Genomic DNA, 14,346 nt, shown 5'->3' on the forward strand with positions numbered 1-14,346 from the left:
ATGAAGCACAAAGACGTGGAGTAAGTGCTAGTGAGTTAATGGAAGAATTTGGACGGCGAATAAATTCGCCTACGGCTTACCCCCATAAATAAATTTAGGGGCTTGCACGCCGCGACTTACTCGGTCATCATAGTTAAGGTAAAAACATTCTGGAGATAAGACAACGGTTTACGCACGCCCTCTAGCACGGTTAATTGAGCAATTGCAACGCCTACCGGGAGTTGGCCCCAAATCTGCCCAACGACTGGCTTTGCATATTTTGAAGCGACCAGAAGCAGAAGTAGAAGCTTTGGCACAAGCGCTAATTGAGGCAAAAAAACAGATAGGCTTGTGTTCTGTTTGCTTTCACTTATCTGCTGAACCTGTTTGTGAAATTTGCCGCAATGCCAACCGTGACAATAATACTATTTGTGTCGTAGCAGATCCTCGTGATGTGATTGCGCTAGAAAAAACCCGCGAATACAAAGGGAAATATCACGTTTTGGGTGGGGTGATTTCGCCAATTGATGGAATTGGCCCAGAACAGTTGACTATACTGGCTTTGCAGCGCCGGGTGAATCAGCAAAAACCTCAAGAAGTGATTCTGGCAATTAGTCCGAGTGTAGAAGGGGAGACAACAACACTGTATATCGGTCAGCTACTGAAACCATTTACCAAGGTGACGCGGATTGCCTTTGGTTTGCCTGTAGGTGGTGATTTGGAGTACGCCGACGAAGTGACCCTGGCAAGGGCATTGGAAGGACGCAGGGAGTTAGATTAGGCTTAATTAAGGTTATAAATTTTAGATTTAAGCCTTCTCCACTCCCATGCACTGTCAGCATCCCCACTCCCCACTCCCCAGCTTATTGACAATGATAAAGTTTATATTCGTAGCCATCGATGCTAGGCATTGATTGAGTATCAGACATAACGCATGTTTTGACGGCTTCTGCTACGGGTGCGTGAAAGTTTACCAGCCACAAGTCAAAAGGTCGTGGTAATTTCTTTAAAGTATTTTCCACAATGGTGGAAGTATTGGGGTTTTTGTCTTGATGGGCAAGGAGAAATAGAGGTTTTTGGAGTGAATTTGCAAGTTTAATCTCCCTAGCAACTCCCATCATTTCCCCAGTGTGTACATAAGTTTTGTGGGTGGTGGCAATCAGTACTGGTACTGGGGATGTTTGTTGAATTAGTTGCACAAACAGGTCAGGGCGATAATATTTTTGATAGCCAAGATTGCAGATTACTGTAACTGCACTGAAAAATCCCATTAGCCAAATTAACATCACGGCTTTTTTACCGTTTATTCCCCATTTACCTATGCTTTTTATACCATTTTTCCCTTGTTCTCTTTCCATCAATTCCTTGGGGGGATTCCAACAAACTGCGAGACTTGCGCCTAGTAAAACAACGATCGCGGGAAAGTAAACAAAGTTATATCTAGCACCCCTGGTCAGGTCAATACCCAAAAAGTACGTAAAGATAAAGAATAAAGCGATCGCACTGAGCACTACTCCCATAAACACCTGAATCATAATCCGGTTTTCTGGGTGCTGTAGTTGAATCTTGATCCCACGCAGCAAAATTGGTACTGCCCAAATAAAGAAAGTCAGCATCACCACTCCAGAAGGAATCACAACTAATAGCTGTGAAGATTCAACTGGCAGGAGGGAAATCATTGCAATCAATGTTCCTAAAGCTTGAAAAATTGGGCTTAACCAATCTAGTCCAACGCGCGAACCTCGAATCCAGTCGGTCAAATTATCACGATTTTTATTCTCTAACAAGATTGGTATCCAAATTAAACCCGCCACACAAGTACCTATAGCAACGGCATAGATGCGCCGCCAGGGAGGAGAGAAGAGGAGAGAAAATTTGCTGCTAGTTTGCAATTGAAGCCAACCAAGAAAAATCAAAACTACGGCTTCTGTGCAGAGGGTGAGGGTAAAGAAATAATGAGAAGCAATACCTAAAGCATTAATTCCTACCCATAAAAGTGTTACCCATATAGGTAAAGGTGTGCGGTTTTGAATATGACGTGTGGCAATTACTAAGCAGGTGAGGGAACCAGTTACCCATAAGATTGCCAAAGTGTAATGACGCGCTTCTTGTGCTAAAAATACGCCATAGGGTGATACTGCCATCATGGCAGCAGTCAAGTGCCCCACCAAGTTCGAGCGAAACGCTACTCTACCTAATACGTAAAAACACGGGATTGAAGCAGCACCGATTATAGCTGGTAGCGATCGCGCCGCAAACAGCGATACTAATCCTCCGTCGCTGGGAAATAATTTCATCCACAGGTAAGCCAGCACAAAATACAGTGGTGGATGGTTATCTTGTGTAGCTAAGTTATGAACCACATCACCAATACTAGCCGCCGGGTTTGGTTGCAGTGGTTGTAATAGGATATCAGGTGCGATCGCTTGATCTAGGGGTACTGATAAAAAAGTATTCCCCAAGCTAAACACCAAGGTGGCAAACTCATCAGTCCAAGGAGGCTTTGCAGTCAAGTTGGTTAGGCGCAAACTGATGCCAATGATCAACCACATTAAGTTCAGCAAGGGGTGAAGCCAAGAAGGAGGGAGGCGAACCTGCCAATTATGCCAATGCTTGGGTTGTGAGGTAGAACTTGCATCTACTATGGGCACGAAACGGGAAGCATAGACAGCTAGCAACGAGATAATTTTTCTGTAAAAATAAAATGCACCTTGGAAAAAAACTCTCATTGCCGGGCCTCACACGAATGGATTTGTAGATTTGACGTTTTAGATTTGAGTTCGTTCTAAAGTCTAAGAACAAAAATCAAAATCTCAAATCCCTGGTTGTGATTATTTCACATCAGTGACGCGCCAGCTAAGTTTCAAATTAATCCAGAAATTCCAGATGGTAACGACTGCGATCGCTATAAAGTTCGCAATATAACGGTTAGGAATAACAAAATTTAATACCAAATTTAATATCAGTACATTCAATACCAGTCCAGCAAGACAAATGGCGTTGAATTTCACAAACCGCTTCAGGCGTTGCTGCCATTGTTGCTGTCTGGCGCTGACATCCGCAAATGTCCAAGCGTCATTCCAGAAGAAATTATTTAAAATTGCAATTTCACCAGCAATAATTTTGCTGGGCGTCAGTGGCCAAGCCAAGGTAGTCGGATCACTGAGCAAGTAAAGCACTGCCATATCTACAAATACCCCACTAAAGCCAACCAACCCAAAGCGGAGGAATCGACGAACTGGGAAATTGACTTTTCTACTCAATCGTCCTACCCGTCCTGTGGAGAGCCGCAACCGTACCAAGTGGTGGATGTAATCTATATATTGCTTCCATGTCACCTTACTCTCACCCTCTTTGCGTTCGCAGAATACATACCCAACTTCGGCAACTTGGTTTACCTTTCCCCGCCCGATTACTTCTAGGAGAATTTTGTATCCTACTGGATTAAGTGTTGCATTTGCGATCGCACTCCGGCGCACCATAAAATAACCACTCATGGGGTCGGAAACTCTGCCTAGCACCCCCGGCAAAATCACCAAGCCTAACATCTGAGCGCCACGAGACAAGACACGCCTGACAACACTCCAGCTACTGACACCGCCTCCGTCCACATGGCGACTGGCTACTGCCAAATCTGCTCCCTGATCAACACTACGCAACAGTTGCGTCAGCACCTCTGGTGGATGCTGCAAATCTCCATCAATCACCCCCAACACACTTCCGGTAGCTGCTTGCCACCCACGAATCACTGCTGAGGATAGCCCCCGTTCCTGTTGGCGTCGCATCACCCGCAACTGCGGATATTCTGTGAGCAAGGATTGTGCTATTTCCCAAGTTCGGTCTGGGCTATCATCGTCTACCACAATCAATTCATAGTTTCCTGGAATAGATTCATCCAGTAACTGACTCAATATGCTGACCACATTCTTGATGTTGTCACGTTCTTTATAAGTAGGAATTACTAGGGAAAGATGGATAGATTTACTACTTGTACGCACACCGTTAGGGGGCAACTCTAAAATTTTTAATGGCCCAGTTGGTACTGTTAACAGCGAGTTGGATGAGTTTTCCTTCATAATTTCACATTACAGAACGAGATGTGTAAAAACCGAGATCAACAAAGCCGAACATCTGCTGACTGGCTTGATTGACTGAACCTGGTTAGTCAAAATTTGATGAATACTTTTATTACAGTTAGCTGTTTTGAAAAGTTTAGTAATTTCCGCGCCTCAATTCAAAATATTTTCCTAAGCTTCATCTAAACTTTACCTTAAACCACTTAAGTTTATGGTAGCTGGCGGACGCTTAAAAACTTTTTTATACAAACAATCAACACTGTAGCATTACATTAGCTAAATCAGCAAATATACAGTTTACCCAGACTATGTAGACATCTCGATTAATACGGCTTTTAGCTTTACAAGATAATAATTTTAGATTCTTTTTCGGAGATATCTAATCTACCAATCCAAAATCATTCGTGAACGAATAATACCTTTGTAGCGGATTATGGAAACTGTAACGCACCCACTTGATGTTTTAAAAAGTTATTATAATTACAATTATTTCTAACTATTTACACTTACTTAGCAAGTACTGGTTCACAAAATCTTAAAATTAGTGGGAAACAAGAAAGTGGTGAATCCGAATCAGCAGCTAATTGCATTCTGAATTCTGACCTCTGACTTCGGAATTATTCTTGAATCCAGATAAATATCAAGGCTATTTAGCTGAAACAGCGAGAAGCCTCACGTCTGTCCCTTCGGGGAGCGTGAGATGTAAGTCGGAGTAATAGAGGACGTAAGAAATCTACTACTGTGCTTTCTGCTGGACAGGAAGCCTACACTGACCTTACGGTACAGTGTAGGTAGTTCACTAAATAAATTCGCGCTTTTGGGCACTGCAATGCTCTGCCCCGACGATAGATGTGGCTTAAATAAATCAAAACTGCTGTAATGTAAATAGTGATAAATATATCTCAACCCTAAAAGCAGCAAAGCAATTCAAAATGTTCGCGTAGCGTCTCGTAGAGAAGAAAGGCAATCCTAGCCAGGCTTTTGGCGATTGAGAATATGCATTTAATCTGCATATTTCCTTATTAAAGTCAAGTTTTTTCGATTTTTTCAAAATTTTATCAATATTTAGCGATATATATAAAAATAAAGTTAACAAAAATTAATAAAATAGGAAATAAGTATACTATTTAGCAGCCATTGGATAGTAAATATCTCGAAAGTAACAGCATAAAATCCCCCAAGAGGGCATTGCAAAAAAGGTGAAAATTTTGTTTGTTATTAATTTAATGCTTTTGTTTTATTGCTTGTATTGAGTAAATAAACGTCTATTGTACAGGGTAGATCATGCATATTCCTGATGGATTTGTTTCTCTTCCAGTGGCAGGGGCTACTGGTTTAGCGAGTGTAGCAGCACTCTTTATTGCCTTCGAGCGATCGCAAGAGGCTTTTGGTATCCGTCGTGCGCCCATACTGGGACTAACCACCGCCTTTATCTTTGCCGCCCAGATGATCAATTTTCCGGTAGCAGGGGGTACTAGTGGTCACTTGTTGGGGGGAACCTTAGCTGCGATCGTTTTGGGCAGTCCTTGGGCAGGAACGTTGTGTATCGCCACAGTTTTAATTATTCAAGCTGTGCTGTTTGCTGATGGTGGCATTACAGCCTTGGGAGCGAATATTTTGAACATGGCAGTAGTTGGTGTTTGGGTTGGCTGGGTTTTAACCCAAACTTTGCAGCGACTGTTTGGGGGATCTAAAGGGCGCTTACCTTTGGCTGCTGGCATTGCAGCTGGGGTAAGTGTAGTAGTAGCTGCTATTGCTTGTGCCATTGAGTTAGCCCTTTCAGGAACTGCACCCGTAGCCATAGTTTTACCAGCTATGACTGGTGTGCATATTCTGATTGGCATTGGCGAAGGGATAATTACTGGGGGTGTGCTGACTTATTTAGCCACAGCCAGACCAGATTTGTTACCAGGGGAACAGCAGGAGTTTCGCGGTTGGTCTGTACCCATTGTCACCATTTTCTTGATTGCAGGAGTACTGTCACTCTTTGCCTCAGCATGGCCTGATGGTTTGGAGAAAGTCGCCGAAAACACGGGCTTCATCGACTTAGCCAGTAAAGTACGGGTAATTGTGCCGACTCCCTTAGCTGACTATGGTATTGAGGGTTTAGGGCCAATTGGCACGAGTATCGCTGGGCTTGTAGGAGCTACGGTTTGCTTTGCTGTTGCCTTTGGAATTGCCAAGGTAGTGAAACCGAAGAATGCTTAAACTTTCCTTACCGTTACGTTTGCAGTTGTCACTAGTGATTGTAGTGGGAGCAGCTTTATTAAACCATCATGCTTGGTATTGCTTAGGTGTATATGGCGCGATCGCACTTTTGTGGGCTTGGCTGTTGCGCGTACCCATTCGCCGCTTGGGAGGATTACTCGGTACAGAATTGATTTTTTTGTCATTGCTGGCATTGCCCTTGGGATGGGAACGAGCCAGTTTTTTGTTAGTTCGTTCTCTGGTTTGTTTGGTTACCATGAATAGTTTTTTGTTAACCTTACCGCCCCACAGTTTTGGCATCGCCCTCAAAGGCTTACCTGTACCAGCACCTTTAAAGGAAAACTTGTTGTTAGCTGGTCAATATATGGAAATTTTGCTCTCAGAAGTGACACGGATGCAACGCAGCGCTCAATTACGCGGTTTGAATGGAACTGCGGCATGGCTGCGCTACGCCAGTGCTGCCATGATTGGAGCCTTGTATCTCCGTAGTCTAGACAGGGCAGAACGAGTCTATGCGGCAATGGTAACTCGTGGTTACAACGGGCAATTGCCCATAGATTCTCCCCTCAGACCAAAAGAGCGTTTTGCCATACTAGTAGCTTGGGCGATCGCTGCTTGTGTAACTCTTACTTCTTACAGAATTTAGTGCAGTTGTGAATATTGAGTTTGTGAATCTTGAAATCTTTAACTTCTAATCCCCAATCACCAACCCATAACCCCCACGCAGCCGTAGTCGAGGTTGAGAACCTGGTGTATGCCTATTCCCGCCAGGAGCCAGTATTACAAGAAATTTCTTTTACCTTAAATCCGGGCGATCGCGTGGCGTTGATGGGAGCAACTGGTTCTGGAAAAAGCACCTTGCTGGAGAACCTAATCGGCTTAAAACAACCGCAAACTGGCAAAATTACGATTAATGGCATCCCGGTAGAACCGAAAACTCTAGCCCAAGTACGCCGTCAAATCGGCTTTAGCTTCCAAGATGCCAACGACCAACTATTTATGCCCACCATCTTGGAAGATATCACCTTTGGGCCACGCAACTATGGAATGTCACCAGCCCAGGCAAGCGATCGCGCCCGGCAGTTATTAGCTGATTTTAGCCTCGAAGCCTACGCCAATCGTTCCGCCCACGAACTCTCTGGTGGACAAAGACGCCTGGTCGCCCTAGCCTCAATTTTAGCCCTAGACCCGACAATTCTAATTTTGGATGAGCCGACTAACGGTCTTGATCCAGCATGGCGGCGTCATTTAGCGCAAGTGTTGTTAAACTTACCCGTGCAGGTGATATTAATTGCTTCTCATGACCTACATTGGCTAGGCAGAGTTACTCAACGCGCTTTGGTACTGTCTAGTGGTCGCATTCAAATAGACAGCAATATTCAGCCACTTTTGCAAGATGGTGCTATTTTAGACCAGTTGGGTTTGCCGATCGATTGGTAATTCCAGATGAGGGGGAGCAGGGGAAGAAATCAATTCAAAATTCAAAATTCAAAATTCAAACATTTTAGAACTTCTGCCTCCTGCTTCCTATCCCCAATGCCCCATGCCCCATGCCCCATGCCCCTACCTTAGTTACCTTATTTATTCGTAATATTGGATACTATATTCTCGGTTTTTTTGTTGGGGTGTTAATGGCTGTTTCACATAAATATACTGTTCTTGCTTGTGTTAGCCTAAGCATTGCTTTATTCATTACTAGTTGCAGCGAAAATAAAGTCTCCCAGTGCCAGCGACTGATTCGAGTTGTGAATGCCGGAACTTCTCTGATTGATAAAAGTAAAGGAACGCAAGTGATCACCAGCATACAGTTATCTAAAGATTTAGAATTTGTGACTAAATCGATTAAGGAACTGAATTTAAAAGATCCTAAGCTGAAAGAATTTCAAAGCGGTTTTGTCAAGATTTTTCAAAATCTTAGTCAAGCGGTAGCCATTGCAGGTAGGGCGCTTGGTGCAACCAAAACAGCAGATGCCTCGGCATCTGGTAAAGAAAAAATCCAAAAGGCGAGAGCCGAAATTGACTCAGCACTGACAACAGCTACAACACTTGGCAAGCAGTCGGATACGTTAGTCAATCAGATGAATAAATACTGTAGCCAGCCAGAATAATCTAATTTGGCACATCGGTTATTCTCCTCATCTTCCCCACTCTCGCAACGATAGTTGATGGTGGCGCTTCCTCAACACCTACAACATACACATCTGGCTGGGTCTAATTCTCCATCACTTTCCTCTGCCTCCAGCCTCCTTCAATTAACATTGGCAAAAACTTTAGGATCCTTCTGGAACTCTAGCAGGGCAAAATGAAATCAATATAATAGCTAGGACAGGAGCAACATTCCCATAAAAAAAGTCTACAAAAAGGTATTCAGCAGCATTTTTGCCGCTCAGACTTTCTTTGTGTGGTAGATTTTACCCTGATGATTTTCTGGCTATACTAGTGATTTCAGCTGATTGATAAATTTATCCCCCAGTATGAAAGACATAAAACTCTAAATTTCAGACATATAAGTGTGCATTTCCTTTTAAGTGACACAAAAGCCTTGTTTGGTCTTGGAGTAAATAAATTTCCTTGGGGGTACAAAAATTTTATCAGTCAATCACTGAGGTTAACACTAACACTACAGAGTGAATCTAGATCAATCAAACGTCTTCTGAGTTAGCACCTATGAAAGAAGAATTGATAGCCAGAGTTGTGCAGGTCTTACGAATTAATATGAGTTGGATGACTTGGAATTTATTTCTGGCTTTTATACCTTTAGCTTTGAGTGTGTGGCTATTTCGCTTTAGGCGTGGTGGCTCTTGGCTTTGGTGGCTAGGATTCTTAGTTTTCTATGCTTTCTTACCGAATGCACCATATTTGTTGACTGATGTAATTCACCTGATAGACGATATCCGCACGATTCAATCGGTGTGGATGATTACTTTAGTACTCATTCCTGTGTATTTGCTAGTAATTATCGGTGGATTTGAAGCTTATGTAATATCGTTAATTAATTGGGGTTACTACTTACATCGCATCGGTAAGAGCCAATGGATTTGGCGCGTTGAGTTAATTACCCATTTTCTGTGCGCTATTGGTGTCTATTGGGGACGATTTTTGCGTTTTAACAGTTGGGATTTGATTACTCAACCCGATGCCTTGCTTACCAAAGGGGTAGAAGAAATTCTAGGGAAACAACCCCTAGTAATTATTGCTATCACCTTTGTGGTACTTGCAGGTTTGTACTGGATTATGAAACGAGTAACTTTAGGTCTTAGCCAACGAGATAGTAAAATAGGCGTAAACCCAGGACGCGCAAACTCTAACACGCCAAATATTTGATGCTTGTGGCGATTTTGGCTTTTAAAGTTGGGTTTTAATTAGTAATTCCCTTGATGAATATTGCCTATCAAAAGAAAGATGCAACTAAACCCTCCTTGAGGTGAAATAAATTCAGAAGCAAACGGTTGGACTTCAACCGCCACCATCTGAGAATAACGTCCTATCAGATCATTGAATATCAATGGTCTGCTCTGATGTATCTGGTCACGTTGATAGGAGGAATATAATATGCAATTAATCTCTAGAGAGGAAATAAAGACATTAATAGAACAGCCATAAGGAAATTGTGTTTCAATTTATATGCCAACGCACCCAGCCGGGCCAGAAGTGCGACAAAACCCAATTCGCTTTAAAAATTTGGTCAGGGAAGCAGAGACTCGTTTAATTGATGCGGGTTTGAAACAGGAAGATGCGATCGCATTGTTGGAAAAATCCCAGGAAATTGATACCCAAGAGTTTTGGGAGCAAATGGGACAAGGGCTGGCTTACAGCAGAAATCATGTATTTGAACCACATCTATCGTAGGGGCTAAGCAATGCTCATTGGTGTCAACTTAAGCTCAAACGCTTATCCCATAGGCGTTTTACCCCACCCCTTAATCCCCTCCCCGTGAACGGGGAGGGGAGATTTTGTCGCTAGACAAAAGCGGGGTGGGGTTGCGAGGGCATAATTAGTAATTGAGTGGACTTGATATAACGTCATTGCAAGGGTTTCACGTTAAGTTGACACCTATAAGCAATGCTGTGCCCCTACCGCGTGGTCTATTTACCTAAAAATAGCTGTAAATTCCATACCCTTTTTGTGGTGGGCTGTACTAAGGGGCTGACACCAATCAGCGTTACTGTGCCCCTACAAATGGTCTGTATTCCATGCAATTGAGAACCGCTATCAGCGATCGCTTTAACTTTAAGGCAAAATGTTGTAACTTTAAGCCAAAATGTTGTAGCTCTAAGGCAAAATGTTATAACTTTAAGCCAAAATGTTGTAACCTTAAGGCAAAATGTTATAACTTTAAGCCAAAATGTTGTAACCTTAAGGCAAAATGTTCTAGCTCTAAGGCAAAATGTTGTAACCTTAAGAGTCAACATTGTAACATTGATGACTTTTGAACAGGTTGCAACGATTAACCCTTAACGGATTCAAGTCTAATGAACTACCCAGACCTACTTCGTAGAGGTCTGGGTTTCTGCGCCCAGACCAGTAGACCCGGATTTTTGACGCTTCTTCGCCCCTAGTTGCTTCATACTTCCAGCTTGTTTGCGGGTACGTGAAGTAGAGCTAGGCGACTCTGCGTCTACGAGGCTAGTTCCTAACCCCGGCAGTGTTCCCTTAGCCCAGTAAAGCATTACTTCAGCAGCGGCGATATCTCGGTCTTGAACATATCCACAAACACCACACTCGTGAACTCTAATATCGAGTGTTTTCTTCTGCTGATTTCCGCATTTTGGACAGGTTTGACTCGGTTTTACCTGACGGGTTGGAACCTCTACGAATACACCACCAATCTGTTCTGTTTTGTATTTGATGGTACTGCGTAGCATTCCAAATCCTATATCAAGAATGGATTTGTTTAGACCCGCTTTCTGTTTGTGCGAAGAGCCTTTTTTAGCTCTACTGGTCATGTTCTTGACTTCTAGCTTTTCGGTTGCAACGAAGCTATTACCGCTTACAATTTCTGCTGCAACTTGATGCACCCAATTTTGACGTTGTAAGCCAACTTTTCGAGTTAGTTTACTAACCTTGGATTGGGCTTTTCTCCATCTTCTAGAAGCCTTGGTTTTCTTGTTTTTATTTGGCGCTTGCTTCCGTCTTTTCTCCTTAGAAGCTTTTTTGATTTGATATCCAGCATTTCTCAAAAATTTTGGGGCATCAATTTCGATATATTGGGGGGAAATCGAGTAAGTTTACTCCCTCCCCTTAATAAGGGGAGGGTTGGGGTGGGGTTTTGAGGATTCATGCAAGAGGTCTAATGAAGTTCTCGTCGTGCTGCTGCTAAAATTATCCGTTGTTCAGCACGAGCGATCGCTTGATATGTTCGCTCGACTGCTTCCGGTTCAACAGAAATCGAAGTTATACCCCATTCCACTAACTTATCGATGATTTCTGGATAGATGGCTGGTGCTTGACCGCAGATTGAACAAGGGATACCGGCACTTTTAGCCATTTGGATCAGTTGAGCGATCGCACTCATAACTGCCGGATGACGTTCATTAAATACTTTTCCTAGCTGTCCTTGCTCTCGATCCACTCCGAGCAATAATTGAGTCAAATCATTTGTACCAATAGAAATTCCGGCCGCACCTGCTTTGACATATTCTGGCAGTAAAAACAGGACGCTTGGCACTTCTGCCATCATCCACAATTGAAACTGTGACACCTCAGTTAAAAGAGCTTGCTCAACTTTACGACGGCAAAAGACAAATTCTTCCACAGTCCGCACAAAAGGCAACAGTAGATTTACATTACTGTAACCAGCTTGCTGTACACTCGCTAAAGCTTGCAGTTCTAACTCAAAGACTGCGGGATTTCGTAAATAGCTGAAAGTACCACGTTCACCCAACATCGATTGTGTTGAAGATTGTAAATTATCACTCAGTGATGGTAAATCCTGTGGCCAATCTAAAGAACGATAAAAAACTGGTCTTGGTGTAAAGGCACGGGCAAACTGCATAATCTGCTCAGACCATAGCTCTAACAATTCTGCTTGCCGCCCGCCTAAAATCCAACTATTAGGATGTTGCCCGGACAATATATTTAGTACCATCAATTCTGAGCGCAACAATCCCACTCCATCCACAGGAAAGCTTTGCACTTGTTCTATTAAACTGGACTGACTCAAGTTAACCAGCAGTTGAGTAGCAATCATAGGTAGATGAGAAGTAACAGGACGGGATGGGGAAATAGGGGGATGGAGAGGATTTTCTACCACTTTCCTCTTCTCCATCTCTCCCGCTCTCCCACTTTCCCCTTCTCCTGTGATCCGATAAACTTCTCCTCTGTCGCCATCGAGCAGCAGTTGTTCGCCAGTTTGGATTAAGGTTGTAGCAGATGTTGCGTTAACTACTGCTGCGATACCTAATTCTCTGGCAAGAATTGCAGCATGACTGGTTAATCCGCCTTGTTCAGTAATAATACCACCAACTTGGTGCAGTAATGGTAACCAATCAGGTGCGATCGCTGTTATTACTAAAATCACTCCCTTGGGTAATTGTTCGGGTTTGTGTTGCGGATTAATAATTACTAGGGCAGTCGCCACAACACGTCCTCCTGCCGCCCCTATTCCCCTAATGAAGTGTCTGTGGTTGATTACAGATTGGGGAGAACTAACTTGTGTTATGTAGAGCTTGCTAGATGTAGTTTGCCCAGCGATAGTCCATTTAATGGTAAAGCTTTTACCCAGTTCACTCACCAGTTGAGTTGCCAGAGCAATTATTTGTTGGATGTATTCTTCTTGTAAAGCGTACTGTTTTTGTTGGGCTTCCGGAATTAGGTAGGTACTTAGACAAGTATGATCTGGTGTTAGGGCTGACTGGGATACAGGTTGCGAAAAAGCTCCAGGTGCTGCATCATCCACACCATAAGCGAGCATTTTATTGCCCAACTGCTGCTCAAGCACAATCCCGGTTGCCTGTTGAATGTAGTAAACATCTGGCTGGACTTCGCCAAGAGCGATCGCAATTCCTAATCCCCAAGTAGCTTCAATTTCCCACCCAGAGGAGTTGGCTTTCAGCAAGCCACTGGCGATCGCATTCTCAACAGGTTGAACTAAAACGGCTAAACTGATTTGTTGCAGGTTAATTCCTGCCCGTTGCCAATATAGTAGACTTCTAGCACGAAATATCTGGCTCCAGGTACGCTTTAGGGCAAAAGCGATCGCTTCTGGTTCGCACTGGCAAAACACCGACTCCAGCAAACCAGATATATTCTTCATACTTGGAGTAGCATTTGATACTGCTAAGGTAGGTCGAAGAATCAAACAGCCAGTTTGCCATTCTCTAGCTGCTTGGAAAATTGTACTCACCCAATCCTCTGGCACAGTCGCAGTGAGAATTTCTTGGCGCAAGCGACCAGCTACCTGCTGAAGTTGACGCCAATTAGCTACATCTAGGTGTAACGAAGAATGGGGTAAGTCAGCCACTAATGACTCTGAACTATTGAGATTTTCGAGAAATTGCCGCAAAATTTCTGCCGAAACGACAAAACCAGGCACCACCGGATAGCCACGCTGCATGATTCTGCTCAAGTAAAACGCTTTGTCACCTACTTTGGCGCGGTCTTGTAGTTTAATTTGGTCTAGCCAGTAGAGTTTGTCCACTCAATTTGTTAGTTGTCAGTTATCTATTTGTAGCCATAGCCATTTCCTCTTAGTACGTTATCAGCCGGAAATCCACTGACTCCCTACTAAAAGAGGAGTTTCCAGCATTTACGTTTAATTTGCCGACCTTATTAGTGGTTAATTGCCAGTTACACGATGTATTGCTGTAATTCAACTCCTTTGTAATTCAAATATTTTCCTTCATTTAGCCTCTCTTCCCTACAATCGGGGGTTTAGTTGTTTGAGTGAGTTGTAGATGGCGGTATTATATTTAATTATTGAGTGTATGGGTTAAATCTAGCAATTTAAGGTAGAATTTTATAGTTTCGTCATTTTAAATAGTTAAAAATCCTATTTAATAAACTTAAAATTTATTTTTGAACAAAATAATATCTTCTTGGTAAATAATCCTAAGAAGGTAAGAGATTAAGTCGTACCAAAAAA

The 14,346-nt window shown here is 43.0% G+C and carries 11 protein-coding genes; 7 read left to right on the forward strand and 4 right to left on the reverse strand.

Going from position 1 to position 14,346, the window contains the following annotated elements; translation table 11 throughout:
- The first annotated feature begins 202 nt into the window (after nt 1-202).
- Nucleotides 203-760: a recombination mediator RecR gene (gene recR, locus LC586_RS29740; protein ID WP_069073197.1), complete on the forward strand. Its 558-nt coding sequence runs from the start codon at nt 203-205 to the stop codon at nt 758-760.
- Between the two features lie 82 nt (nt 761-842).
- Here recR and LC586_RS29745 read toward each other — a convergent pair whose 3' ends face one another.
- Nucleotides 843-2,531, reverse strand: coding sequence for a glycosyltransferase family 39 protein (locus tag LC586_RS29745; protein ID WP_229488879.1), 1,689 nt, complete (start codon nt 2,529-2,531; stop codon nt 843-845).
- Nucleotides 2,532-2,810: 279 nt separating this feature from the next.
- On the reverse strand, nt 2,811-4,055 hold the full coding sequence (locus tag LC586_RS29750) for a glycosyltransferase (RefSeq protein WP_229488848.1): 1,245 nt from the start codon (nt 4,053-4,055) through the stop codon (nt 2,811-2,813).
- Nucleotides 4,056-5,339: 1,284 nt separating this feature from the next.
- Between LC586_RS29750 and LC586_RS29755 the strand changes: the two genes are divergently transcribed.
- The 6 genes from LC586_RS29755 (at nt 5,340) to LC586_RS29780 (ending at nt 10,112) form a co-directional block, all read left to right on the forward strand.
- The gene (locus tag LC586_RS29755; protein ID WP_229488850.1) at nt 5,340-6,263 is read left to right on the forward strand and encodes an energy-coupling factor ABC transporter permease; all 924 of its coding nucleotides are present in this window, start codon (nt 5,340-5,342) and stop codon (nt 6,261-6,263) included.
- A complete protein-coding gene (locus LC586_RS29760; protein WP_229488853.1) occupies nt 6,256-6,909 on the forward strand; it encodes an energy-coupling factor transporter transmembrane component T family protein in 654 nt (217 codons plus the stop codon). Before LC586_RS29755 ends, LC586_RS29760 begins: the two co-directional genes overlap by 8 nt.
- 29 nt (nt 6,910-6,938) lie before the next feature.
- Nucleotides 6,939-7,703: an energy-coupling factor ABC transporter ATP-binding protein gene (locus LC586_RS29765; protein ID WP_229488855.1), complete on the forward strand. Its 765-nt coding sequence runs from the start codon at nt 6,939-6,941 to the stop codon at nt 7,701-7,703.
- A 191-nt stretch (nt 7,704-7,894) separates the two neighbouring features.
- Nucleotides 7,895-8,371 (forward strand): hypothetical protein, encoded by a 477-nt coding sequence (locus LC586_RS29770; protein WP_229488880.1) that lies wholly within the window; start codon nt 7,895-7,897, stop codon nt 8,369-8,371.
- 559 nt (nt 8,372-8,930) lie between these two features.
- The gene (locus LC586_RS29775) at nt 8,931-9,587 is read left to right on the forward strand and encodes a DUF1361 domain-containing protein (protein ID WP_229488857.1); all 657 of its coding nucleotides are present in this window, start codon (nt 8,931-8,933) and stop codon (nt 9,585-9,587) included.
- Nucleotides 9,588-9,887: 300 nt separating this feature from the next.
- Nucleotides 9,888-10,112 (forward strand): hypothetical protein, encoded by a 225-nt coding sequence (locus LC586_RS29780; RefSeq protein ID WP_229488858.1) that lies wholly within the window; start codon nt 9,888-9,890, stop codon nt 10,110-10,112.
- Between the two features lie 638 nt (nt 10,113-10,750).
- Here LC586_RS29780 and LC586_RS29785 read toward each other — a convergent pair.
- Nucleotides 10,751-11,482 (reverse strand): RNA-guided endonuclease InsQ/TnpB family protein, encoded by a 732-nt coding sequence (locus tag LC586_RS29785; RefSeq protein ID WP_438822944.1) that lies wholly within the window; start codon nt 11,480-11,482, stop codon nt 10,751-10,753.
- A 71-nt stretch (nt 11,483-11,553) separates the two neighbouring features.
- Complete coding sequence (locus tag LC586_RS29790) at nt 11,554-13,902, reverse strand: putative PEP-binding protein (RefSeq protein WP_229488859.1); 2,349 nt, start codon at nt 13,900-13,902, stop codon at nt 11,554-11,556.
- Between the last annotated feature and the right edge of the window lie 444 nt (nt 13,903-14,346).

The sequence above is a fragment of the Nostoc favosum CHAB5714 genome (assembly GCF_020829495.1).
Lineage (GTDB): Bacteria > Cyanobacteriota > Cyanobacteriia > Cyanobacteriales > Nostocaceae > Nostoc > Nostoc favosum.

Bases quoted from the DNA above. Each gene is read 5' to 3' on its own strand.
- LC586_RS29750 (WP_229488848.1), bottom strand. From the start codon at position 4,055: ATGAAGGAAAACTCATCCAACTCGCTGTTAACAGTACCAACTGGGCCA.
- LC586_RS29745 (WP_229488879.1), bottom strand. From the start codon at position 2,531: ATGTGGTTGATCATTGGCATCAGTTTGCGCCTAACCAACTTGACTGCA.
- LC586_RS29760 (WP_229488853.1), top strand. From the start codon at position 6,256: ATGCTTAAACTTTCCTTACCGTTACGTTTGCAGTTGTCACTAGTGATT.
- LC586_RS29755 (WP_229488850.1), top strand. From the start codon at position 5,340: ATGCATATTCCTGATGGATTTGTTTCTCTTCCAGTGGCAGGGGCTACT.
- LC586_RS29780 (WP_229488858.1), top strand. From the start codon at position 9,888: ATGCCAACGCACCCAGCCGGGCCAGAAGTGCGACAAAACCCAATTCGC.
- LC586_RS29775 (WP_229488857.1), top strand. From the start codon at position 8,931: ATGAAAGAAGAATTGATAGCCAGAGTTGTGCAGGTCTTACGAATTAAT.
- LC586_RS29770 (WP_229488880.1), top strand. From the start codon at position 7,895: ATGGCTGTTTCACATAAATATACTGTTCTTGCTTGTGTTAGCCTAAGC.